Raw genomic sequence first — 24939 nt, forward strand, 5'->3', positions numbered from 1 at the left:
TGGAAAAGTCTGTTGAAATAATCATTAATTCTAACAAACACGAGGAAACCGTTGAAGAAAACTAAATTTATTCAATCGCTTGGTGAGATAAATGAAAAGACTAATATTAGTGAAATATTTTATGACTATTTTACTAAGCAAAGTAAAGAATTAAACTCACAGGTAAAATTTCACGTAATAGTAAATTTATTTGAAGGTTCTGAGAACAACCCAGTTTTTATAAAAGAAATCATAAAAAACGAAAAAGAAAATATTTTGGAGAACTTAAATACTTTTTTAGAAACATCGATAATTGAAAAAACTGAAAGTGATGAGGCGATAGATCTTGATGTTTTAAAGAGAATTACTGAATTTATGTTGTTAAAGAATGTTGAAATACCAGAAGCATTGTCTGAAAATACAATAGAAAGCATTAATGGTATTTATGGCGAAGTACCTAAGAAAGGTTTGTTGAATGGTGTGAACCAAAATAATATTCATTCAAAGCCTGATGTTGACAAACTCATTCAAAACAAGTCATTACTACAATTATTTTTTATTCACAGTATAAATATTTCTAGTAAATTCAAGGAAACGACACAAATACATGATATAATTGGATTCTATTGTTTTTTGTTGAATAGAAATTTGATTGAAATATCAAATGATATGCTTATTCCTTTATCATTAATATCCATATTATGGAATTATACTAATGAGAATTTTCGTTATAACAATAATATTTCTGTTAGTACAAATGAGATTTTTAGATATTTAGATTTGAAAAATGCTAATTTTAAGGAATATCTTATAATAATTCAGCACGCAAATAAAGAGTATGAATTTTTACTGATATTAGCAGAGACTGAAGATCTGAAAGAATATAAAAATTATATTTTATATAGTATGTTAGAAAATGGAGTTCATGAAAATTATTTGATTGATTTCTGTGATTTATTTATTACTTATTCTTCTGAAAAGTTTTCGGAGGCAGTTGTTGCAAAAACCAAGGAACAGGAAGACTGGTATAAAAATTATGTTCTAAAATATTTGGAAAGAGATGATAATGATAATATTGTCAAATTTATCAACTTCTTGGAGTCAGAGAACTTACAATGGCATAAGAATAAAGATATATTAAACAAACTTGTGAAGTTTTCAAAAAATTTGCTACTAAGCGGAATTGAAAAATTGATTTTAGAAAAAGGTAGATCTTCTGAGCTTGAACTTGTTTTAAATACTTCCCATTATAAGAAATTAAGTATTAGCTATTCCCATGGTGATGTCGGGAGTGATTTGATTGAAATTTTTATTAGATTAGAAAATGAGGAAGATGAGTATTTATTAAAAGCAACAAAAGAAATTTTCGGAAATATTGAAAGAATTTTCAGTAAACCTTCTCTTAAAGATACTTTTGTTCCAAAGCTAATTAAAAGAATAATTAATGACACGGATAACATAAACAAAACTCAAAAAGATTTAATTGTTCAGTTAAAAAATATAAATGTAGAAGAAAGCATTGTTCGTGATTATTTTAACAAAATATTAGATATTGATAATGTTTATGATTATCAAATATTTAAGCATTTGCTCAAAAATACTAATTTAGACAAAAATGATTTAAAACATTTTCAAGAGGAATTTAAAACAAAACAAGACAATAAAGAATTAGATGATGAGTTGTTAGAGATAATTGATGAAACTCTAAAGATACTTGGGAATAAACTTAACTAAATTTGCAATTATGACGGTGTAAAGTTTAGTGTAATTTTTTATAATAAGTTTAAGATAGCTAGTTTGCTTTGATAATGTTTTGGCCTCTGGGCGATTGTGATATTACTGTGATAAAATTGTGATAAAATCCATTATTTTGTGATTATAAATGATTATAGCAAAAATCCTGAAACCCTTTAAAATCAAGGTTTTGTGGACATAAATATAATCATTTATAATATAGAAGTTCATTTTCGAGTCCCGTCGCCCGCTTTATTTTTCCCTTTTAATATCAACAACTTAATTTGAATGTGTTCCCCATATTTACCAGCCTTTTAGGCTGGTGCTATGCGTTTTCCCCCCTGTGATAAAATTGTGATAGTGTTTGACATTGTTTCCAACAGCCTCTACATTTAACTCATGAAAAAAGAGAAAGCTTATAAACTTTTATCCGCACAGGAAGGTATTTCCAACAGAGCAGCAAAAGATCTTATCGACCGCGGAGTGGTTTTTGCCGGCGGAGAACATCTAAAAATTGCCCGTACTGAATTGCCTGTAGATACAGTTCTCAAAATAAGACGTAATGAACTGGATGAGGTTGAAGTTCTCTTTGAAGATGAAAACCTTTTTGCTGTGAATAAATCCCCTTATTTAACCAGCTATGAAGTATCTCAGATATGCGATTTTCCGCTTATACACAGGCTTGATAAAGGTACGAGCGGTGTTTTGCTTATGGCTAAGAATGAATCTTTTCGCAAGAAAGTGGTTGAGCTGTTTAGAAGCCAGGAAATTGCTAAAGAGTATATAGCCTGGGTCAGCGGTATTCTGGCTGAAGATATGTATATTGATAAAAATATAAAAACACATAAACACGGTAAAGCCAAAAGCTATACCGATCCTAAAGGCAAGCCGGCAAAAACTTTTGTCTCCCCTCTGGAAGTCAGCAATAAATGCACGAAAGTTTTGATAAAGATATATACGGGCAGAACGCACCAGATAAGGGTACATTTGCAGGATGCCGGCTTTCCGGTTTTGGGGGATACGGAATACGGCGGCAAAAAATATCATCGCTTAATGCTTCACGCAAAAAAACTTGAAATGCCTGATTATACGATTGAAGCACCAGAACCGCGGGATTTTAAATAGTTCAAGAAAATATGCGAGAAATAATGCAAGATGGGGTGAAACATTTCTATCTCTCTACTTATCAATCTCCCTATCTTACTCTATTTAAAGATTAAGTATATTTATCCAGAAGGAACAGCAGGTCATTCAGCTGATACGGTTTTTTCAACATATCCACGAAACCGTAATTTTCAGGATTTAACATTGCATCACTTTCCGAATATCCTGACATTACGACGGCTTTTATTTCAGAATCCATTTCCAAAGCTTTCTTTATCGCTTCCTGTGCCCCCATGCCGCCGGGAATTGTTATGTCCAGAAAGACTAAAGAGGGTTTTTCCTTCTTATCCATAAGTTCCTTATATTTTTTTAAGAGTTCAGTTCCGTCAGAGGCAATATAAACATCAAAACCGTAATGTGTCAGAATATTTTCAAGGGAATCCTGCACCATCCTATCGTCGTCCATAACCAGTATTTTTTTATTCATACCGCTGACTGTAAAAATCTTGTCAGTGTGTTTTTCATCGGGTTTTTGAAGTGTTGCCGGAATCAGTATAGTAAATGTTGTACCTTTGCCGGGTTTTGAATCCACATGTATATAGCCGTTGTGTTTTTTAATTACGGAATGAGTTATTGCAAGACCTAACCCGCTTCCGCCCTCTTTGGTGGAAAAGTACGGGTCAAATATTTTTTCCAGTTGTTTTTTTTCTATACCTGGGCCGTTATCAGCCAATACGAGTTTCAGATATCTGCCCGGTTCGTATATTTTGTCTGTTTCGTCAACCTCATAATTGGTTATACTGGCGGTCATTTTACCGGAATCCGGTTCTATGGCCTGTCTTGCATTAATCAGAAGGTTTTGCAGAACCTGTGAGAATTGCCCGGGATCTATAAGTGCCGTCCACAGGTTTTTATCAGTTTTTATTTCATAGGAAACTGAGGAACCTCTGAGCATGAATTCAAAACTGTTTTCAGCAAGCGGTTTTATATCCACTTTTTTGATTTCGGGACGGCCTCCTTTGGAAAATGTAAGCAGCTGTTGGGACAGATTCTTTGCATTACCAATTAACTGTTCGATATTAGAAATCTTTTCGCTGAACTTGTTCTGTTTATCAAGAAGTTTTATAAGATCGACGTTGGCACTGAGCGCGGCGAGCATATTATTAAAATCGTGAGCTATACCGCCGGCCAAAATACCCACCGATTCCAGCCTTGCCTGCTTTGCCTGCTCTTCTTCGACTTTTCTTTTAACTGTTGCATCTCTGAAAATCAGAACAGCACCGATTATTTTGCTCTCAAAATCTCTTAATGGTGATACTGAATCTTCTATAAAAAATCTTTCTCCCAAATCCGTTTCCAACAGGGCTGAGACCTCTTTAGATACGGTAAGGCCGTTTTCGAGTATTTCATCCACAGGGTTTTCCACTTTCTCTGATGTGTTTTCATCGTAAAAGAACAGGATATCCCTTATGTTTTTGTCGTAAATATAGGAAGATTTTTTACCGTAATAATTTTCGAAAGTTCTGTTAACCAGAGTAACTGTGCCGTTTAGGTCGGTGACCACAACAGCGTCGCCGATACTCTTTATAATTACATGAAGACGCTCCCTTTCATCGTTAAGCTTGTTTATATACCCAATACGCTCCAGTTCAAGAGAAGCTCTTTTGGAAACCAGTGAAAGTATGTTCTGATAAATCTGCTCTTTTTCCATGGGCTTGTCATCCATAGCCGCAAGTAAACCTATCTTATTGCCGGTTTCGTCAAACATTTGAAAACCAAAGAAGGATTCAATATCCAAAGAGCGTGTCATTTCACATTCGGGAAAACTCAATCTTAAATTATGAGGGTATATACATTTTGTTTCATCTCTATCAGTGCCGCATGGAGAATTTTTTATACTAAAAATAAAATTTTCCGTTAGTTCTCCATTTTTGCAAAATGCAACAGTTTCTGCCTCGTTTTCATTTTTGACCTTTGCAATAAATACGTATTTACACTGCAGTATTTGGAAGATATCTTTAACGATTTCATTGAAATATTCCACTCCCTGCACCCTGGATGTTTTTGCGATGATAATATTTATTGCATCGTTGACACGCTTTTCCGTATCAACATCATAGGCGGTACCGGCAATGGCACTGAGGTTGTTGTTCTCATCGTAAATCAGATTAGCCACATCTCTGAACCATCTATAGTCTCCGTCAACCGTTTTTAATCTGTAAGAAAGCTCTATGCTCTTTTCTTTATTTTTGGCTGCTTTTTCAATTTTTGCAGCTGCTTCACTGTAGTCATTTGTATTCATGAAATTCTTGTGCAGGGAAGAATTCGGAGTGTGGAAAAAATCCATTTGAAAACCAAGAATTTCTGAGGCGTATTCGCTTATATACTCATATTTTTGTTTTCTGAAACTAAAATGGTATATTATATGTCTGGAAATTCTGAGCATTTCTCTCATTTTTCTTTCCGTTTCTCTGAATTTCTTGTCGGCAATTATTTTAAGTTCCAGCATTACTACTGCAATAAACATAAAGATAAGAATGAGTGTTACAAGCCATATAATCTTTTTGTATTCCTCATAAACGGAAAACGGCTTGTTTATTATTTTGGCATTTTCCGGCAGTTCTTCAATTTTGATATTGAATTTTTGAAGCTCCGGATAGTTAAACAGATACTCATTGGTTATTTTCGGATAGTTGAGATAATTTTTAAACTTTTCAGGTTTTTGCAAAAGTGTTTCGAGAATTGAGGCTGCATATCTGCCTGCCAGTCTGCCGCTTGTGACATATCCGCCGAGTACACCTTCTCTGACAAAGACATCCTCCATTGAAATTAACGGGGTTTTTCCGATGTAGGTATTAAGCTCATTAATCACCACTGAAATCGGTGTTGCTCTGGAAATACCGTGACTAACGGCACCGATTGTTGTGAGAATATAAATGTTATTCTTTTCACTGACTGTTTCCAACACACTTTTAATATCCGAAATGGAGGGTATCGTTTGTATTTTATAATTAATACCTTTGAAATCTTCAGCCATTGTCTTTTTTATCTGCTTATTAATAATTGAAGCAGTCGGAGAATTGTCACCTATGAAAATTAACCGTTTATTCCTGCCGAAATGTTTTATAATAAAATCAACGTTTCTGCTGATATCCATTGTCTGAAAGCATCCTGAAAATCTTTTTGGGTCGAGCTTATTCATCAGGTCAAGGTTGTTTACTCCTGAAAAAATTACAGGGGTTTCCGGGAAAAGTTTGTTTAAATCCTCCAGAAAAAAAGTCATGGCATTATCATCGGTAATGTAGATTGCTTTGGGGGAATGCGGCGTTTTGTAATATTTAAATTTGATCATCTGTACAAACTGTTCTCTGTATTCTGCATTAAAGGGCATCTTTTTTGTGTCCAGGTTTTCTATATGATATTCAAATCCTGCAAACATATTGCTTTCTTTCAGTTTGAAGAAAAATCCGTTCAATTGCTGTTCAGTCCATTCATAATTGGTAAAATAGGAATTGATTACCAGAATATTATCGCGGGCTGCAAAAGCTGTGGAGTAACCTGCAGTAAGTGCCAAGAAAAGCAAAAGTGAAGATAAAAGTTTCTTTAATCTCATAACGGTATTATAGCCCTCTAAAGAAGATGATAGCACAATAAATTTGGATTTGAAATATAAATTGATTTTTTTGCGGAGGTGGTTAGAGGTTGTTAGATGTAGTTAAAGTAATTGGAGTAGTTGAGGTTTACCCTTTTAAATGCCTTGGGCAATTAGTGCAGCCGATACCTAAACGGATTCGCAGAAATTGTTAATAGATAGATGAAAGTTTTGAATAGTATGCTTTTATGCTTTTTCGGAAGCGGTACTTCAGTCCCGCAAGGTTGAAAATGCCGGGTTTCAATACATCTTTGCGCGGCTGAAGCCGCGCTTTTTAACTTGTGCAAGGTTCTTACACTGTAATTCGACCGAAGCCGAGCGCATAATAATTTATGTGCTTGGTGGGCTGGAGAAATCTCTGACATTATTTGACAATGAGACCTCTAAGCTGCGCTCGAGGTGACAAAACTGTTATTTGACCAAAAGTACCCCTTCTGTGTCTACCACTATTGTAGAGGGAGAGACTGGTTCCGAGCACTGAAATTTTTAGTGCTCGGAAAAGATTAAATTACTAAAAATCTCTAATGGTATTACTTAAAAAACGCTAAGCATTCCGGTTAAATCTGAGCCGATTTTAAGACGGCTGTTGAGTTCTTTTTGTATGGCGTCCAGACCGGCATATTCCTCTTTGAGGTTTTCAATATTTGTTTCCACTTTTGCCGTTATTCTTTTTCTGAGCTCATCTTTAAGTTTCGCAGCCTGAGAACTGACAACTTTGTTCATGGCATTCTTAAGATTTTGACCTATTGTTGAGCTCAGTTTCATATTGTAATTATCAAGCGTACCGTTAACATCCGCCTGAATTCTAAAATCAGAAATTTCAGAAAGAGCAGTTTTGAGAGCATCTGCAGCAATATCCCTGCCGGGAATCTTAGAAAAGTTTACATCGTTCAGCATTGCAGCAATATTCATGCTCAGTTTCCCTCCGGTTACTTCAGCATTGCCACCGATATCTGCTGCTGCTTTCTCTATCTTTACAGGCAATTTTGACGATTCTAAAAGTATGATTTTGTTTACCCGGTAATTTTTGGTATTTACTTTAAAAATGTCTGTATAATTTACCGAACTGTGATCAATACTGCCTGTAAATGACACTAAGTCAGCTTTATCTAATTTTTTGCCGCTGAAATCAAAGGTAAGAGCTTTTCCCAGAATCGGCTGTGAAGAGGTAATGTTTTTTATCGTTCCACTCAAATCACCGGTCCCAAGACTGACATCCGCTTTTACAGTTTTAATCAGAAAGCGGGGCAAAGGTTCTTTTTCTCTGAAATATACCATTTCACCTTCCGCACGGGTCTTTGTGACTTCTTTTTCATTTTGTTGTTTATTACCGCCCTCAAGGTAAGGAATAATTTTTTCATACCAATAAATAACCGTACCTAAATAATCTGCAGCTTTATCACCAAAAAGCAGACGTGTGTAATTTTCAGCTCCTGCAGGTGAAAAAGCATACTTATCCATAAGTCTGTTAACATCCTTAGCCGGAAGTGAAGTGACTGTGTTAATTTTATTTTGCAGCTCATTTTTCTGTTCTTTAAAATCATTGGCAGCTTGTCTGATTTGAGCCAAGTCACTTTGGATATCGTTTTTTAAAGAAGCGGCTTCCTTCGCTTTTCCCAGAATATCGGCTATGCCGCCTGATGAGCTTTGAAGTTTTTCAATCCGTTCTTTATAACTTTGCAGTTTTTCTTTATCAGGCAACGATTTAAGTCTTTTCTGCCAATTGCTCTTGGCGTTTTGAATATCGTTTTTAAGCTCTTTTGCCGCCTCGAGTGTTTTCAAATCTGCTTTCGCTAAAATATCTTCTGCCTGGGGCAGTTCAAAAGAGGGCAGGGAGAGCCCGGATTTCTTATCCTTTTCAGCTGCCACTGTTTTCTTCTGTTTTTTTGAAAGAGCCCCTGAATTTTGTCGTTCAGTGTTAAACCTTAAGCCTTCCAGTGACATTTCATCTATTATAACCTTTCTCATTAATAATTTACCAAATTCGATGGACATCGCAGTTCTTTCAAACTCCACAACATTTCTCATTGGAGCGTTGGGATTTGCAATTTGGACATTGTTAAGTTTCAGTCCGAAAGGGATGAGAGAAAGGTCGGCTTCTTCCACCTCCACTTTTGCACCAACAGCTTTGCTGCCGTATTTTTCAATATTGTTTTTGATTATATTGTCAACAAAGAAAAACCAAAATATTCCTGTTAAAGCGATTATGACAGCAAATGCCAAAAGCCCCTGCCACCTGATCCATCTTTTCATAATTACTCCTTCCAGCCGTGAACGGTCTGATATGCCCGGTAAATTTTACTCGCTTTGAACAGCTGCATGATTTTTGTTTTTTCCACCCAAGCCAGAAAATGTTCCCTGTATTTTTTTATGAGAGTATTGGACACTATCATCAGAGGGATAAAAAGAATAACGGAAAAAAGGAGACTGCCCATCAGAATAGTGTTGTTGAAATTTGCGAGCCGAAATATCGTGGTATTGTATAAAGTTGTCCATAATTCTTCCAGTGCCGGAGTGGTAAGCACTGCCAAACCGATTATATGAAAGAGCGGGTCGAGTGCAAAGGAAAGAGCGGTAAAGAAAGCCCAGCCTACAATAAAGGCGGACAGGTTTACCCGTAAAATCAGAACTGCAAGTAATATTATGATGTTATGTATTGAAAAAAGCGGAGTAAGACCGAAAATCATGGCGAAGCAGAATCCAAGGCTTATTTGCAGAGGATCAGTTTCGGAGTTGAGCACCTTTAAAAATTTGGCGATGAGATGAGTCATTTTATCTCCTTTAACTCCCTATTTTACATTTAACGAATTACAGTTCATATTAAATTTTATATCTCAACTTAAGTATTGTCAAACCAAATGCATTGAGCACAGCCGTGTTTTTGAAGGGAGATAACAGTGAGTTTTCAATATTTTTTGTTTCCCTGCTTCCCTGTTTTCGAAGAAACTGTTTTAGAGTTTTAGAGCTTTGAACAAGCATCCCATCCTGTCCGAACACCGAGCACATAAGAATTTATATGCTCGGTGCTCGGGAGTTTCTTCCCCCTGGATTAGTGGAAGATGCATAGGAGGTACATTTTTTCAAGCAGAGCCCCGTATACCTGCAGGGCTGAAGCCCTGCTTCCTGGATTATTCAAAGCTCTATTCTTATAAATTTTACCACCCCAGTTGAATAAATGGCTAAGCCATTTGTTTACAACATTCAAGAGGGCAAGCCCCTTAATCCCCTCCACTAATTTAGGGGAGTATAGGTGGGGTACTTATTCAAAACTCTCGAACAAGTAATTATATCCATTTTTTGTTTTTAAAAAATTTAAGCATTACTACAGCGATAAGTATGAGAACTCCCCAGAATATAAAATAGCTGTAGCGGTATTTCAGTTCGGGCAGGTATTCAAAGTTAGTCCCGTATATTCCTGCAACAAAAGTAAGCGGAATGAATATAACGGAAAAAATTGTAAGTACTTTCATAATTTCATTCAATTTATTGCCCACATTTGTATTATAGAGATTAAGCTGATCGCTGAGCAAATCTCTGTACGTTTCAACGGATTCCACCGCCTGTGTTGATAAATCCATAAGGTCTTTAAGAAAAGGAAAAGTTTTTTCATCAATCAGGCCTGATTCCATATTGTTCAGCTGTAGAATAAATTCTTTTGTCGGTTTAAAAGCCTTTTTTAAGAAAATAATCTCTCTTTTATAGTTTTTTATATCGTAAGGGGTTTGGCTGTCGGTGCTGTCAAGTACTAAATCTTCCAGATCTTCGATCTTCTCCCCTATCTTTTCGGTAATTACAAGGTATTTGTCAATTATACTGTCCATCAATGCATATGCCAGATAATCTGTGTTTGCACCACTAATACGCCCCCGCTTCTTTCTTATACGGTTTCCGACGGGGTCAAAAGTATCACCGGGGCATTCCTGGAAAGTTATAAGAAAATTCTTTCCAAATATAATGCTTACCTGTTCATTTAAAATTTTAGTGTTGTCTTCGTCAAATCGCATCATTTTTGTAGTGATGAAAATGTATTCCTCATGATCCTCCATTTTAGGTCTTTGGTCTGTATTTGCAATGTCTTCGGCTACAACAGGGTGCAGGTCGAAAGTTTCGGCAATTTCTTTGATCAGTTCAATATCGTGCAAACCGTTTATATTAATCCAGCTAACCGTATTTTTTTCTTTTAATGTTTTCAAATATTCCGCTTCGACATTTGAGGTTTCGGAAATTTCAGTATCGTTATAATCAATAACATTTATTGTTGCCTGGTCTACTTTTTTTACGCCTATGAATACAGGCTCGCCAGGCACCTTTCCAATTGTTTTGTCTTTTTTCTTTAAAAACCTTGCCATATTGTGCTCCTTTAAATCATTATTTTTGCTCAAAAATCACATAAACTTCTTCATTTTTAATATATGCAAAGTTTAACATGTAGCTGTTTTGTGTTCAATCAGTATAATTTTGTAGTATTTTGTTTTAAGCTTTCCTGAAACAGGATTTTTGTGGTCTTGCCGGGTTATACAAAATTTTTTATCATCAGCACTAATTCAAATTCATTTTTTTCTTATTCATCCTGTGTTACTATTAAAATCATGAAGATACTGATTACTGGTGCCACAGGCTATATTGGCAGAAGACTGGCTTATAAAGCGCTTGATGAGGGATTTTCCGTTCGCCTTTTTGTGAGAAACACCAGGAAAGTAGATACAGAATTGCAAAAAAAGTGCGAAATTATCCAGGGATCCACATTTGAAAAGGAAAATCTTGATAGGGCTTTAAGCGGCATTGATACGGCATATTACCTTATTCATTCCATGGGTAAAGGTTCCGATTTTGAAGCTTTGGACAAAAAGAGTGCTGAAAATTTCAGAAATGCTGCTGTTAGAAATAGCGTGGCGAAAATTGTCTATTTAGGCGGTTTGGGAGAGCAAAGTAATACCAGCAGACACTTGCGAAGCAGAAATGAAACCGGCCGTATTTTGTCGTCAGATCCCGGTAAAATTGATGTTATTTGTTTCAGAGCGGGTGTTATAATAGGCTCCGGGAGTGCCAGTTTTGAAATAGTGCGGAACATTACTGAAAAACTCCCCCTAATGGTGGCTCCGCGATGGGTTGAAACTTTAACGGAACCGGTGGGAATTCAAGATGTGATAAAATATCTTATTTCTGCAGCTGATTCTGATTTAAAAGGCTCTCACGTTGTGGATATCGGTACCGGTAAAATGAGCTTTAAAGAAATGATGTTAAAAGCAGCCGAAGTGATGCATTTAAAAAGAATTATTATCAAAGTTCCTCTTCTCACTCCTAATCTTTCCTCATACTGGCTTATTCTTTTTACTCCAGTGAACTTTGATGTTGCAAAAGAGTTGATTGAGGGGTTGAAATTTCCTTCTGTGAAGGAAAACGACAAGGCTTCACAGCTTTTTCCTGAAATACAGCCTGAAAGTTATGAGAAGGCTTTTACAAAAGCTCTTGAAGAAATTTATGACAATCAGGTTATAAGCAGCTGGTGTGACAGCAGCGGAGGGAGGCATTGTGATGTACCATTTGTGAATGAGATTTCAAAAGCGGTCTATAAAGATATGCATATTGCTGAAGTGGACAATTTCGAAGCGGAAAAAGTTTTTGGCTCGGTTAAGATGCTCGGAGGCAAAAGAGGGTGGCTTGCTTATGATATCCTGTGGCAGCTGCGGGGCCTTATGGATAAATTGATTGGCGGATACGGTTTAAACAGAGGCAGGAGAAATGAAAAAGAGCTGAGGGTAGGGGATTACATCGATTTCTGGAAAGTCGTTGATCTCGTGGAAAACAAAAGGCTTTTGTTACAGGCACAGATGAAAGTACCCGGTAAAGCTTGGCTTGAGTTTTCTCTGATTGATAATACGCTTGTACAGACGGCTTTTTTTTACCCCAAAGGATTAATGGGTAGACTTTATTGGTTCAGTATGCTGCCATTTCATAAATTTATTTTCGGCAAAATGCTTCACAGAGTGGTGAAAAGGGCTGAAAAACAGGTTTTATAGATATTGGGAGGTTACCAGCATTACATAATTTGTAATTCTTTGATAAGCTTTTGACCGGTTTTTTCAAGGTTTTGTCGGGTATTTACATTGTGGATACTGTGCTCTAATTCAGCAACAGGCAGTTTATGGAACAGATTATAAAGGTCTTTTAGAGCTTTATCCTGTTGTTCTTTAAACGTTTTATCGGAAATATTCCTGAAAATTTTGTTTATTATACACCCATGTACATTCATCCTGTAATCAATCAGCGTATGGTAAATATCCTTTGTCCTGTTATAAACAACTTTTTCCGGATTTGTTACAAGGATAAATGCAGCATTCTCCTTGATATATCTTGAAATATAATCGGACAATTCTGTCCATTCATCGATAATTTTTGAGATACTTTTCCTGCCTGATCTGAATTTTGTTAGTTTGTCCAGGCTGTCGTAGATTTTCGTTCCAGATTTCAGGTGTTTTTTTAAAAGTGAAGGCATGTTTAAAAGGTTTAATGTTTCCCCTGCAGGAGCTGAGTCCCAGATGATTTTATCGTAATTTTCGTTTTCAGACAATTCCACAATAAAATCCAGCATTGTTTCTTCCCGAAGGGAAGGGGCTGAACTGATATACTCCAAAAGGCTGTTTTCAGATTCCCTGTCGAGATTGTCAATATCAACAAGACGGGAAAGTATCTGGTGAAAATCCGGGCCGAATTTGCGTATCCACCTTTCAGTAATTGTTTTATGATCCATTTCCATTGCGGTAAGATAATCATTTATTTTAGTGAATTCAGGGCCGATATCAGTTTCCATTACATCACCAATCGCCGGTGTGAAATCTGTGGACAGGAGAAGTGTCTTTTCTCCTTTGTTTGCCAGAGCAAGGGCTACGGCAGAGGCATTTGTGGTTTTACCTACTCCGCCTTTTCCGCAGATTAAGTATAATTTAGTCATAATTTAAACTCCTGATTCAAGTTTAGGACTTGCACTTTTTATACGTCATTACGAGGAGTCCGCTCAACAGCGGACGACGAGGTAATCCCAAGTACGAGATTGCTTCGCTGCGCTCGCAAAGACGGAGAAAATAAGTCATTACGAGGGACAGAGTCCCGAAGTAATCTCGTGTTACGTATGGGAGATTGCTTCGTCGTTAGTACTTATCGCAAGTATGCCTATGGCTAGCCCAGTCTTTTAGACTGGTAAATATGTTCACATTCTATATATTTGCCAGAGGCTAATGCTATACCGAACTAAATGCGAAACTTGAATCCCAATTTTATTTTAACAAATTTTCGCAGTTTTTAATACCTGTACGTGATGTAGGTTATGCAGCTTTTTTTGTAACTATTGCTTTTATTCGTCGTTTTATAAACACAAAAAATGACGGAGGAAAAAGATGAAAAAATTATTAGCAGTACTAACTGTAGTGATGATGTTAGCGGCAGTAAATTCACCGGTCTTGGCCAGAGGTGGACACGGTGGCGGCAATGGAGCCGGTTCAGGAGCAGGTAACAGCCAGGGAGGAAATGGTCACGGTGCCTCCGGTGGTTTCGGTGGAAGTGACAACTCTGCAGGGAGTGGATATAACGGTTCAAAAGCTCAGTCCGGTCCGATGGATGGTACCGGTTCAGGATATGGGGATGGTACGGAACCGGCTCCCAAAGACGGCACAGGATTCGGTAAAACAAATAATTACTAACTCAATCTGGTGAGCTGAGGCTTTATATTAGCTTCAGTTCTCCACTTTAAATTTTCCCTTCTCATTCCATTCATTCTTCTTATTTTAATATAAAATAATTATAAGTTACCATGCTGTGGGATGGCGGAGGCGTTTTATGAAGACCAGATTTGTATTTTTAATGTTAGCAGGTTTTATATTTTTCGCTTCAAATGCTTCGGCGGAAAAGGCAATATTGGCAGGCGGATGTTTCTGGTGTATGGAAGCTGATTTTGAAAAGCTTGAAGGTGTGAGCGAAGTTGCCTCAGGGTTTACCGGCGGTAAACTGAAAAATCCCACATATAACGGAAACCATGAAGGACATGTTGAAGCAGTGGAAATAACATATGATCCTTCAAAGGTAAGTTATAAAGAGCTTCTTGACTATTTCTGGGTTAATATAGACCCGTTTGATGCAGAAGGGCAGTTTTGTGACAGAGGACCGAGCTATAGAAGTGCTATTTTTGTGCAAAATGAAAAAGAAAGAAAAATCGCTGAAAAGTCCAAAAAAGAGATTCAAAAAATGTTTCCTGACAAAGAAGTCGTCACACCGATTAGAAATGCGTCTACTTTTTATCCGATAAAAGGTGATGAAAGCTACCATCAGGATTATTATAAAAAGAGCCCGCTCAGTTACAAGTTTTACCGCTGGAACTGCGGACGTGATCAGAGATTGGAAGAAATCTGGGGGGAAAAGGCTGTTCACTGACTCGTATATTTTAGCTGTTATCTTGCCGTTTTGTTAAAAGTTATGGTAATTTATTGGTGAGATAGGGAGATAGGGGGTAGAGAAGTGGAGAAGTAGATGTTTGTAGTATAATTTCAACAGAATCAGTTTATTCAACCTTTTCAACTACCTTAAGTACCTTAACTACCTTAACTACCTCAAATACCTCTAAATACATCTTCTTTACGCATCACGGCATTTCAAGCCATGTTTCCTGAATAAATCAAATACGGAGAAAATTTATATTTAACCGATACCCCCGTAAACTATATTTAATATTACTACGATAAAAGCTACAAATACAAATATATATTTGCCGTAAGGTTCAAACCATTTGCCAAAGCGTATGTTGGAGTTTTTATTGATTTCAGCCCTTGCCTTATCTGCACCAAAAACCCAAAAGAATACTACAGCAGAAACAAGAGCGCCGAAGGGCAGAACGTAAATGGTTGTTATGTCCGCCCATGTGCCGAATTTTGACATGTCAACATCCAGCGGCAAGCCCACAAGAAAAGCTACAATACTTAATAACAGTACAGCTTTCCCTCGGGAAAACCCGGTTTTATCCATAAAGCCTTCCACTGCAGGCTCAAGCATACTTACTGAAGATGAAAATCCGGCAAATACTACTGAGAGAAAAAACAGAATACCGAATATATAACCTCCGGGCATCTTGGCAAAAACTGTTGGTATACTGACAAACAAAAGTCCGGGGCCGGCTGCCGGATCCAGGCCAAATGCAAACACAGCGGGGATGATGGCTAACGCAGCCAGCATTGATGCCATAAAATTAAACAGTACGGCCTGTATTGAAGCGGAAGGGATGTCAGTGTCATCACGGGCATAACTTCCGTAAACAAGCATTGTTGCCCCACCAAGACTTAATGTAAAGAATGCCTGTCCGAGAGCCATAATCCAGGTTTTGACTTCAGCAAGTTTAGACCATTCAGGAACAAAAATATATTTTATACCGTCCATCGCCCCTGTCAGTGTTACTGATCTTATTACCAAAATGAGCAGAATAACAAATAGTACAGGCATCATAATTTTGTTTGCCTTTTCAATACCTTTTTGGACACCGAAAAATACGATTACCATTGTCCCGATAACTGCAGCTGCATGCCATCCTATGGTACTTGCAGTACCGGTAAAGGTTCCGAAATAATCCGGAATGTTTATTACATTGAAGGCTCCTGTAAATGACAAAACGAAGTACTTCAGAAGCCAGCCTATCACTATGGCGTAAAATATATAAATGGAAAAGACAGCCGCTACCGGAATAAAACCCAGAGCCGCCCCGATTTTGCCGGTCCCTTTTTTCTTTTCTTCAAAAACCTTTTCAAAAGCTCCGATCGCTCCTTTTACCTGGCTTCTGCCGAATGCCCATTCTTCCATAAGTCCGACACTGGCAATGCCGAAAACAAAAATTAAATACGGAATCAGGAATGCCGCGCCGCCGTATTCACCTATACGCCATGAAAAAAGCCATATATTTCCAAGACCTATTGCTGATCCCACACTGACCAGTATAAAACCCATTTTTCCTGTCCACTTCTCTCTTTTCATAAAAACTCCTTTGATTAACTCTACCTCAATGTTTTAATAAAACTAAAAGTCAAGAGCTTTGAATAATTGAACCACTATAAATCTTACCACCCCCAGCCCCTCCTAACTCTTTGATAGGAGGTGAGCTAAGTTCCTCCCCTAATTTAGAGGAGTATAGGTGGGGTACTTATTCAAAGCTTTCAACATTATAAAAAAGTTTAAAGTCACAAATATTCTATATGATTGTTATAAAATGATTTGTCAACTGTCTATCATAAAATTTTATGTTCAGGACTTATATCAATTTGTATTTAATTGAACAATAGAGGAAGCAGGGCTTCAGCCCTGCAATATGAGCTTCTTTGTTTACAGTGATTGTTTAAGGGCGGCGCTGAAGCGCCACTTCCAAAAGGTGAGTATCTTCTTATGGGATTTATTACTCTTTTGACTGCGATTTGGTATTAAAGTTATGACCGGCACCAGTCAGGCAGGTTTATTACACCTTTTTCTGCCAGAGAAACTATCATTTCCTGCTCAATTCTGATGTGGCCGTATTCGGTCATCATTTCGGCTATTTCTCTCAAATCATCAGAATCAAGAGATTGTGTTTCGTATTTTTTTTCGGCGTAAACAGGTGTATGTATATTATTTATTGCCTTTTCTATGGTATTTATATCAGGAAAGAAAGAAGTTCCTGGAATATATGACATTAAAATGTCAGCAATCTGAAGACCGGCGGGATCCACATCACCAAAATGTATAATATTTCCGAAATCGCTGTTTTTCAGCTGTCTGCCGATTTCACCAATATTTTGAAAGCCTGCAGCGTAAATAAACATTGAATTATTCGGATTTAGTCTGAAAAAAGGTGACAGATTTTCAAAAATTACTGTATTTTCAGCCTCTGCAGATATAATCTCCAGCTTATCGGCAAAACAGGAGAAAAAGCCGTTACTTTTCATTACATCGGTAATGTCTATATTTTCCAAATGTATGTTTTTGTCACATCTGATGTGAATAATATTGTAATAACTACCGGCACTAAGCGGTCTGAATTCATTGACAAGCGTTTTTAAAATTGAAGATTTTTGAATAGTTTTGGAATCACCAAATACTAACGCAGACAGCTGGCGCAGGTCGGTTCCTCTTAACTCATTATTTTTCAGGTAGGCATAAAGTTTGTAAGCCTTTTCCAAATTTTCCATGCTTTTGGGGTAGATATTCAGTTCGGAGAGTATGTTGTATTTTTCGTAAATTTCCCTGCAGTGGTTGTTGAAGTAATTCCGGAGATAATTATAATCGTTTATAATAACTTTATATCGGCCTTTTTTTATCAGGATATCCGAGTTTATAAAATCATCCAGATGCTTCGAATAACTGCATTCGTTATTTTCAAGAAGTTTTGCTATCAGAAGGCATCTGTCAAGCATTTTACCCTTCAAATCTGGTATGCGGCATAACCACTCCGTTGTCTGAGGCAATGAGATGATAGTGCATGCCTCTGTTAAAATTGGGAATATTGGGTAGTGCCACAATGAGCTGCAGTCCCCAGTTTTCTGCAATTTCAAATAACGTATTGATTGAGTCCACATCCAGTCTGTCAGCTTCATCCAGGACGATGGGCAGCATTTTATCTTTCAGGCTTTCTTCGGAAAATCTTGTTAGCATACTTAAGACAATTACAATATTGGTGCCCAGATTTTCACCGTTGGAAAGCCCTTTGTTTCTTCGGTTGCCGGAGTTATCAAACAAATCTATTTCAATATCAAAATAGTTGCGGTAATCCAGAACATCATCCTCGTTTACCTGCGAGCGGCTGTAACCGAGACTTCTGCCCAAATCTTTTATAAAAGCATCGAAGTCCACATCTTCGGACTCAAGAAGACTCATTATGGAATCCGACTGGTGAATATGCTGAAGTTTGTGATAAGCAGGCCGCTCTTCCACCCGTAATTTTATCTGTCGGATTTTGCCGAAATGCACGTTTTCCAGGTCACTGTTTAATTTGCGTAACGTTCTTTTTACCCTGAAAATATTTTCCTCAATTCCCGACTTGAAATTTCCGATTACTGACTTTATTTCATCTTCGATTTGAAGCAGCTGTACATTCAGTTTTTCCAGATCTTCCTGCAGTTTTGTCAGCGACTGAAAGTTCGGGAAAACTTTTACAACCGTTTCATTAAATTTATCCAAAATGTTTGGTGTTTTTGGCATGTCTTTGTCGTATTTTTGTAAAAATGATGTCATTTCCTTCTCAAATATTCCTCTGCTTTCATAAAAGGAAGCGTCACTTATATCAAACGTTTTGGGTGATAACTCTTCGCCTGTAAGCTCAAGGGATACATCTTTGTAGTGAGAAATTTTCTCTTCGTATACCTCTATATCATCTCTTAAACGGGTAATTTCGTCCACCAGCCTTTTTTGCTCTGACTGAATTTCTCTTCTTTCATCTTTTAAACGGTCTATCTCTTTACTGTAAGTGTTTTTGAGTTCGCTCATCCTGCTTTTTTCCTTTCTGAGTGTTTCGATTTCGCTGAAATCAACTTTCCCCAGCAGAATATCCCTCGGATATTCATTCTCTAAACGCTCTTTTATTGTTATGTTTTTATTATAAATCTTCTCTGCTTTGTGAAATTCATTTTTTTCTTTATCAAGAAGAGATTCCAGTTCATTTATCTTACTTTTAAGTTCAGAATAATCTTTGTCCAGATTTTCTATATGCTTTTTGATTTCTGTCAGTTCTTTTTTTGCTTTCTCGTAATCGTCTTTATAGTCAGATCGTCCGAAGTAATATTTTAATCTCAGGATTTGCTGGAAATCGTTTTTGACTTTGTTAAAAACAAAGCTTTTTTCCTCTATGTATTCTATTTGCTTTTTTAGGTCATCCGCTTCATCGGTGAGATTTTTCAGATAGAGATAATCAAAAATGTGGTCTAACTCATAAATATCCTTCAAAAGGGTTGAAATAGTTTGCATTCTGCGATTGTTTTTTTCGATTACAGATTTTGTATCTTTGATATTCTGCCTCAAAGCCTCGACCCTTGCTTTTCTGGATTTTTCACCTATTACCGGATATTTCGGAGCTGGCTCATACCGTTTTACAGATGGCGCTTTACTGTCATAGATAAGATATCCATCCTGAAGCTTTTCCACAGAATATTTGTCTGTATCAATATCTCCGGTAACAAAAAACAGTTTGTCAGAACCATTTGCGTAATCGTAAATATCTTTTGAATCAGACACTACAGCGGCATATTTCATGTCTCCCAGCAGCGATTCCAGTTTTTCACTTTCATCAATGGGTATGTCATCAAACTTTTTGTATAAAAACTGGCCGTTGAAATTTTTCAGGGCTTCCGGAAGTACAATTTTACCCTTGAGAAGTTCGTTTATTTCCTTGTCTATATTTTCAACAATATGCTCTTTTTCTTCAGTCTCCTTTTTGAGGGTGTAAAGCTCGGACTCCAGTGTTTTGCCTTCAGTATTAAGCTCCTCTTTGGATTCAAATGATATATCACTGCTGAGACGATTCTTTATGGACACCGCTTTGTTGTGGATTTTCAGTTTTTCTGTGAGGTTTTTGTATTCTTTTTTTAAGAACGGCAGACTTTCAATGTCTCTGCTGATTTGATTCCAGTGATCAAGCATTTTTTCAAAATCTGTGACAGTACCTATTCTGTCTTTTGTGTAGGATGTAACATTCTGCAGATATTTGATAAGATTGTTGTAATTTTCATAATTAACAGAGAGGGCTTTTAACTCGCCTTCAATTTTTATTTTATCTTTCTCCGCAAAATTTTTAGATTGAAAAATATCTTCAAGATTCTGTTTTTTCACGGAAATGTTATTTTCCAGCTCACGGATTTTCTCTGTCAACTCTTTTAATATGTTTTCATTTTCTGCTGAAGTTTTAAGTAACTCGGTATACTCTTCAAAAGCGGCATAGCTTCTTTCAAAATCTGAAATGTTCTGCAGCAGTTTTTCAAGCTGCTCTTCAGTATCCTGCAGGTGGGCATTTTTTTCATCAATATCGGCATTAATTATTTCAAGTTTTCTGTTATGGTTTTCAATCGTATCATTATTTTTGGACAATTTCGTTTTCATGCTTTCAAGTTTGGATATGCTTTTGTTAAGCTGATCGCTGTAATATTTTACACAGTTGTCATGATATTTGTTTGCCGCATCTTCCAAGGCGTATACTTCATCCCTTATGGCTTTTATACGCTCAATTTTTCTTACCACTTCGCTGCGCTGCCTTATACTTTTTGTTAAAGACTGAATAAGTTTTTTCGGACTGGAATCGGTGGAGGAGAGGACATCCTTTATCATTTTTTTACCCTGACGGAGGATACCTGTGGAGATTGACCTGTAAAGTGTGGAAAATTCCGAAATCTTTGATGAAATGTTTATTGCCAACACCCCCCTGTTGTACAAATATTGGTGATATTCGGTGACTGTCTGGAAATTTCGGAATTCAAGATTGGGGTATTTGCTTAACAGATGTTTGTTAAGCTGAGCAAGATTTTCAATGAGCCGGTTTCCTTCAAAAAAATCGTCAGGAGCTACAGTAACATTTTCCAGAGCAATCGGTTTGATATCAACTTTTGTATCAGGGTTTTTGATAAGCCTTATACCGAAAGACAGGGTTTTGCTGTTTTCTGGGGGCCTGCCGGCATAATGCTGCTGAAATTTGTTAATGTTGAAGAATATATAGCCTGCCGATCCCAGCATATAATCGCCGAGTGAGCGGTCGTCTTTCTGGGTTGTGACATTAAATTTAGTATACTGCTGATTTGCTATCAGCCCTGTTTGGATAGCATCCAACAAAGTGGTTTTGCCCACCCCGTTTTTGCCGAAAAGGGAGGTGAAAGTTTTGTCAAAATGCATAATGCATTTTGGGTACAAATTAAAGCCGACTATCACAAGAGAGTCTAAATATATGCTTTCTTTTTCGAGTTTTACTCCCATTCGCCGTCCGCTCCTTCATCGTTATCGAATTCCGTATCCTTAATGAATATATTTAAAATTTCTTCTATATCCATTTCCTCTTCAGATTGTTTATCATAAAGCTCCAAAGCAAGGTCGAAAAATCTTTTGATGCTGCCTTTGATTTCTATGGAGGAATAATTAATATTTCCGGGTGTGCCGGAGACTATATCCAGAAAGTTGTATTTATTTAACTGCCTGAGGGTTTTAGCGTAATTTTCATTTACTGTTTCAAGACGTTTATCCGATTCATAAAAATTCTGCATTCTTTTTACAAAAATTTCATAGAGATTCTCAAGGGGGAAGATGGAATTCAACTCTTCAAACAGTTCGTCAGCATTAAATGTCGGGTTCTCGGTATTCTGAAAAAATTTAAGGGCCAGATACATCCCCAGAAACGTTTCGGATTTACTGAAATACTCAAATGATGTGTACCGGTCTTTTCTGGGAACGGACAGATAAAAATTGCTGTCATAATTCTGCAGTTTATATCCGAGAAAATCATAATATTCCGTCAGTATGTTTATGTTTTCTTCGATGAAATTATATTCAGCCGGCATGTTGCCTGCATGAACATTTATGCCGTCCTGCAATAAATAATTTACTTTTTTAAAAAGGGGGTTATGGTCTCTGATAAGCTTAATTATACTTGTTTCCGGCATGTTTTACCTTTTGTTTGCTTAATGATATTTCTGATAAATAACAGTTTTCATATTTGAATTCAGAGTTTTTAACAAAGACATTACATATTTCAGACAGCTCGTAGAGTATTTTATTATAGTATTTGGGCAGATTTTCCTTTACCAAATCAAACTGCATTATTGCCTGAATGTAGTCTATATGATTTTTTTCTTCAAGCTCTTTCATTATATACTCTATAATCTTTTTCAATTCTTCCTTTTCAAGTGTATCAACTTCTTCCCGGAGTATTTTGTTTTCCGTATCGATAAATACGGGTTTTCGCTCCTGGGTTTTCCAGTTGTATTTGAAATCAGCAACTTTCAGGCGTTTGGGTTTTCTCAGATAAACCGGGGTGGCTGCGAACTCATTTAATAGTTTTTTCTGAAACTCCAGTATCTTATCCAATGCACTTATACTTATTTGGGAAGTTAAAAGACTGACGTGTCTGTTTATAAATTCTGTAACATCTGTCAGTGTATTTTCCAGTTCATTCTTTATGCTGAAGAGTTTTCTCGAAGCTTTATGAATATTGTCTGTTACTTCGCTGCTGTTTTCGAAACGTTTTTCGATGGTATTCATCATGTATAATATCTGGTTATATGATGAATATTTTGAAAGGGATGTTGATATTTCCTTTAAGCGTTCCCTTATTTTTTCAAGACCTTGCAGGAAATAGCTGAAAGACTCTTCGCTCCCGCTTCTTATGGCTGATTTTATTTCCCATTTACTGTCCACAATATCTTCTTTCAGCTGCTTTATCTTAATATCAAGTTTTAAAATAAGATCGAAAAACGTGTGTCTGAAAAAGGAGTCAATGTCGTTTTCGTCTGCATTTTCAAGACTTTTAATGGAGAGAAGTATAGTATTTAAATTACTTTCAACGTCAGAAGTCGTTTCGGTATCTCTGTTAAAAAGCCCCCTTAATACGCTGGAGCTGATTTCGGAAATATAATATGCATTCTTTTCTGTGGAGGAATACAATAAAAAACCTTTCTTGATGAGGTTTTCCATTACCGTATCAGTCCGCCAAGGCAGCTCGCAATCAAAATTGCTGAGATAGCTGAAACTCCGCTGTATTGCTATATCGACAACATCTTTGTCAATAAAATCGTTTTCGTCCGCTTCCTCTTTATGCAGATACAAAAGGTACAAAGTCAAAATTTCGGCATGGGTAAGAGTGATACCGTCAGGAAATTTTGTAAGCAGATATTTTATTTTTGCCAGGATTTCATTTTCTTGCATAAGTTATAGTTTATCACGTTTTAAAACATGTTTAAATGAAATTTTCATTAAAGCCTTTTCATTTTTCTGAAAGATATGTCAATAGTTTGACGATTTTGGTGAAATAACTGAGGATAGGTGAAACATTATTTCCTTAGAAATAAATCTATGAGCTGCTTTTTGTTTGTTATATTAAATTTCTCATAAATTCTGCTGAGATAGGTTTTGACTGTTGATTCAGAAATCTGAAGCTCGCTTGAGATATTCTTTATTGTATTTTTGTCCAAAGTATAAAGTAAAACCTGGTACTCCTTTTCAGACAGTCTGTAATAAGCACGGTTTAAAATGCGACGATCGATATGCTGTGATCCGACAGTCGCTGCATTTTTAATAACTTCAGATTCTGTTTTTGTTGAAGAGAGCCTTTGTTCGCCCGGAATGGGCTTGGAAAAAAATAAAATAAAAAGGGTAATAATCATTACAATATTCCCTGCAACAATCCCTATACTAAGTAAAATCTCCTCGCTTAGTGTCATTGTTATCAACTGGCCTAAAAAAATACCCAGACACATACTGAAAAGTAAAAATGCAGCTTGTGTATACTGTTTGATTTTCATAATAATAAAAAGAATGATGAATATCTCGATAAAACCAAAAGAAACGTGCAGAGTGAAATTGCTGAGAAAATGAAGCAAAGGCTGCTTTTCATGAATAAAGCTAAATGCAAGTATGCCTGATGCTATAGCTCCCAGGACAGGTGCTTCTTTTTTGTATTTAAACAACCAGGCTCCTGCAAAAATACCGATTAAGTAGTACAAATGCTCAGGGATACTTAGAAATGCTTTTTGTATGAGATTTTGGATTATATAAGAGTATAACATGCCGCCGGTTACATAAAATAACGTTAACAGGAAGTAATAGGAGTCAAGTTTTATTTTTGGGCAATTTTCTGAATCTGAAGGTTTAAAACAGAGCATTCCTGCTGCAAAAATTAATAGAATAAATACGATTTTAGTCTGATAATTGATGGGAATAATTTCTGTTATAAAACACAGTAAGAAAGCTAAAGTAAAGGCTCCTAAAGCATTAAAAAACACTTGTCCTGTGTATTTGAGATATAGAATTGCAAATAGAATTAAGGGAGCAGATGATATACCTGCCGCAACTAAAAATATATGCAATGCAAATGCATTGTTTACTGGGAAGAGTAATAATGTAAAAAAAACTGTCAGGATTAGGAAAAGTATTTTTAATTTCTTGATAAGATTCCAGCGTTTGAATGTTCCGATAATCAGTAATCCAATACCCTGACCAGATATAAAAGATAAAGAGGGGTTATTTATTGAAATGTAGCTGCTCAGATATCCGTTTAAAGGTATAAGCCACATCCAGGTCAAAAAGGCTGCAAAAGGGAAGCTGTATTTTAAAAAACCAATATTATTAAAAAGCCATTTGGCCGGTATCTGTAGTTTCATACCGTTAAATATAATAAATCCCTTAAAAAGTCTACAGAATGTCGACAAAAATATAGCCGGTTTACATTTAGCTGGCTGTAAGATGGAGGCTTTTCTGATATGCTATATAAAAAAACAAGG

General features: G+C 36.5%; 17 protein-coding genes. 5 read left to right on the forward strand and 12 right to left on the reverse strand.

The window, feature by feature from the left end:
* Nucleotides 1-51 precede the first annotated feature (51 nt).
* Together UMU13_RS10390 and UMU13_RS10395 are read left to right on the forward strand one after the other, a co-directional pair.
* Nucleotides 52-1713, forward strand: a complete 1662-nt coding sequence (locus UMU13_RS10390) for a hypothetical protein (RefSeq protein ID WP_328218955.1) — start codon at nucleotides 52-54, stop codon at nucleotides 1711-1713.
* Between the two features lie 399 nt (nucleotides 1714-2112).
* Nucleotides 2113-2838 (forward strand): RluA family pseudouridine synthase, encoded by a 726-nt coding sequence (locus UMU13_RS10395; protein WP_328218957.1) that lies wholly within the window; start codon nucleotides 2113-2115, stop codon nucleotides 2836-2838.
* Nucleotides 2839-2929: 91 nt separating this feature from the next.
* Here UMU13_RS10395 and UMU13_RS10400 read toward each other — a convergent pair whose 3' ends face one another.
* The 5 genes from UMU13_RS10400 to corA all read right to left on the reverse strand — a co-directional run bounded on the left by UMU13_RS10400 (nucleotide 2930) and on the right by corA (nucleotide 10818).
* Nucleotides 2930-6430, reverse strand: a complete 3501-nt coding sequence (locus UMU13_RS10400) for an ATP-binding protein (protein ID WP_328218959.1) — start codon at nucleotides 6428-6430, stop codon at nucleotides 2930-2932.
* Between the two features lie 573 nt (nucleotides 6431-7003).
* The gene (locus tag UMU13_RS10405; protein ID WP_328218961.1) at nucleotides 7004-8722 is read right to left on the reverse strand and encodes a TIGR03545 family protein; all 1719 of its coding nucleotides are present in this window, start codon (nucleotides 8720-8722) and stop codon (nucleotides 7004-7006) included.
* A 2-nt stretch (nucleotides 8723-8724) separates the two neighbouring features.
* Nucleotides 8725-9240: a TIGR03546 family protein gene (locus UMU13_RS10410; protein ID WP_328218963.1), complete on the reverse strand. Its 516-nt coding sequence runs from the start codon at nucleotides 9238-9240 to the stop codon at nucleotides 8725-8727.
* Between the two features lie 278 nt (nucleotides 9241-9518).
* Nucleotides 9519-9701, reverse strand: coding sequence for a hypothetical protein (locus UMU13_RS10415; RefSeq protein ID WP_328218965.1), 183 nt, complete (start codon nucleotides 9699-9701; stop codon nucleotides 9519-9521).
* Between the two features lie 52 nt (nucleotides 9702-9753).
* Nucleotides 9754-10818 carry a magnesium/cobalt transporter CorA gene (gene corA / locus UMU13_RS10420; RefSeq protein WP_328218967.1) on the reverse strand — a complete coding sequence of 355 codons (1065 nt, stop codon included), beginning with the start codon at nucleotides 10816-10818 and terminating at the stop codon, nucleotides 9754-9756.
* A gap of 240 nt (nucleotides 10819-11058) precedes the next feature.
* Between corA and UMU13_RS10425 the strand changes: the two genes are divergently transcribed.
* Nucleotides 11059-12489 carry an SDR family oxidoreductase gene (locus UMU13_RS10425; protein ID WP_328218969.1) on the forward strand — a complete coding sequence of 477 codons (1431 nt, stop codon included), beginning with the start codon at nucleotides 11059-11061 and terminating at the stop codon, nucleotides 12487-12489.
* A 20-nt stretch (nucleotides 12490-12509) separates the two neighbouring features.
* On the opposite strand, the gene UMU13_RS10430 is transcribed toward UMU13_RS10425, so the two are convergent.
* Nucleotides 12510-13421, reverse strand: a complete 912-nt coding sequence (locus UMU13_RS10430) for an ArsA family ATPase (RefSeq protein ID WP_328218971.1) — start codon at nucleotides 13419-13421, stop codon at nucleotides 12510-12512.
* Nucleotides 13422-13863: 442 nt separating this feature from the next.
* Here UMU13_RS10430 and UMU13_RS10435 point away from each other — a divergent pair, with 442 nt between their 5' ends.
* Nucleotides 13864-14166 carry a hypothetical protein gene (locus tag UMU13_RS10435; protein ID WP_328218973.1) on the forward strand — a complete coding sequence of 101 codons (303 nt, stop codon included), beginning with the start codon at nucleotides 13864-13866 and terminating at the stop codon, nucleotides 14164-14166.
* Nucleotides 14167-14302: 136 nt separating this feature from the next.
* Nucleotides 14303-14893 carry a peptide-methionine (S)-S-oxide reductase MsrA gene (msrA, locus tag UMU13_RS10440; RefSeq protein ID WP_328218975.1) on the forward strand — a complete coding sequence of 197 codons (591 nt, stop codon included), beginning with the start codon at nucleotides 14303-14305 and terminating at the stop codon, nucleotides 14891-14893.
* A 264-nt stretch (nucleotides 14894-15157) separates the two neighbouring features.
* Here the strand turns inward: msrA and UMU13_RS10445 are convergent, their stop codons facing one another.
* From UMU13_RS10445 to UMU13_RS10470, 6 genes are all read right to left on the reverse strand, one after another.
* Nucleotides 15158-16477, reverse strand: a complete 1320-nt coding sequence (locus UMU13_RS10445) for a sodium-dependent transporter (protein WP_328218977.1) — start codon at nucleotides 16475-16477, stop codon at nucleotides 15158-15160.
* A gap of 446 nt (nucleotides 16478-16923) precedes the next feature.
* Nucleotides 16924-17886, reverse strand: a complete 963-nt coding sequence (locus UMU13_RS10450; RefSeq protein ID WP_328218979.1) for a Wadjet anti-phage system protein JetD domain-containing protein — start codon at nucleotides 17884-17886, stop codon at nucleotides 16924-16926.
* A gap of 1 nt (nucleotide 17887) precedes the next feature.
* The gene (locus UMU13_RS10455; protein WP_328218981.1) at nucleotides 17888-21424 is read right to left on the reverse strand and encodes an SbcC/MukB-like Walker B domain-containing protein; all 3537 of its coding nucleotides are present in this window, start codon (nucleotides 21422-21424) and stop codon (nucleotides 17888-17890) included.
* Nucleotides 21415-22104, reverse strand: coding sequence for a condensin complex protein MksE (locus UMU13_RS10460; RefSeq protein WP_328218983.1), 690 nt, complete (start codon nucleotides 22102-22104; stop codon nucleotides 21415-21417). The genes UMU13_RS10455 and UMU13_RS10460 overlap by 10 nt, the downstream gene beginning before the upstream one ends.
* Nucleotides 22082-23365, reverse strand: a complete 1284-nt coding sequence (locus UMU13_RS10465) for a hypothetical protein (RefSeq protein ID WP_328218984.1) — start codon at nucleotides 23363-23365, stop codon at nucleotides 22082-22084. Before UMU13_RS10465 ends, UMU13_RS10460 begins: the two co-directional genes overlap by 23 nt.
* A 125-nt stretch (nucleotides 23366-23490) precedes the next feature.
* On the reverse strand, nucleotides 23491-24819 hold the full coding sequence (locus UMU13_RS10470; protein ID WP_328218986.1) for a helix-turn-helix transcriptional regulator: 1329 nt from the start codon (nucleotides 24817-24819) through the stop codon (nucleotides 23491-23493).
* Between the last annotated feature and the right edge of the window lie 120 nt (nucleotides 24820-24939).

It is taken from the genome of Flexistipes sp. (assembly GCF_036172515.1).
In the GTDB taxonomy this organism is placed as follows: domain Bacteria; phylum Chrysiogenota; class Deferribacteres; order Deferribacterales; family Flexistipitaceae; genus Flexistipes.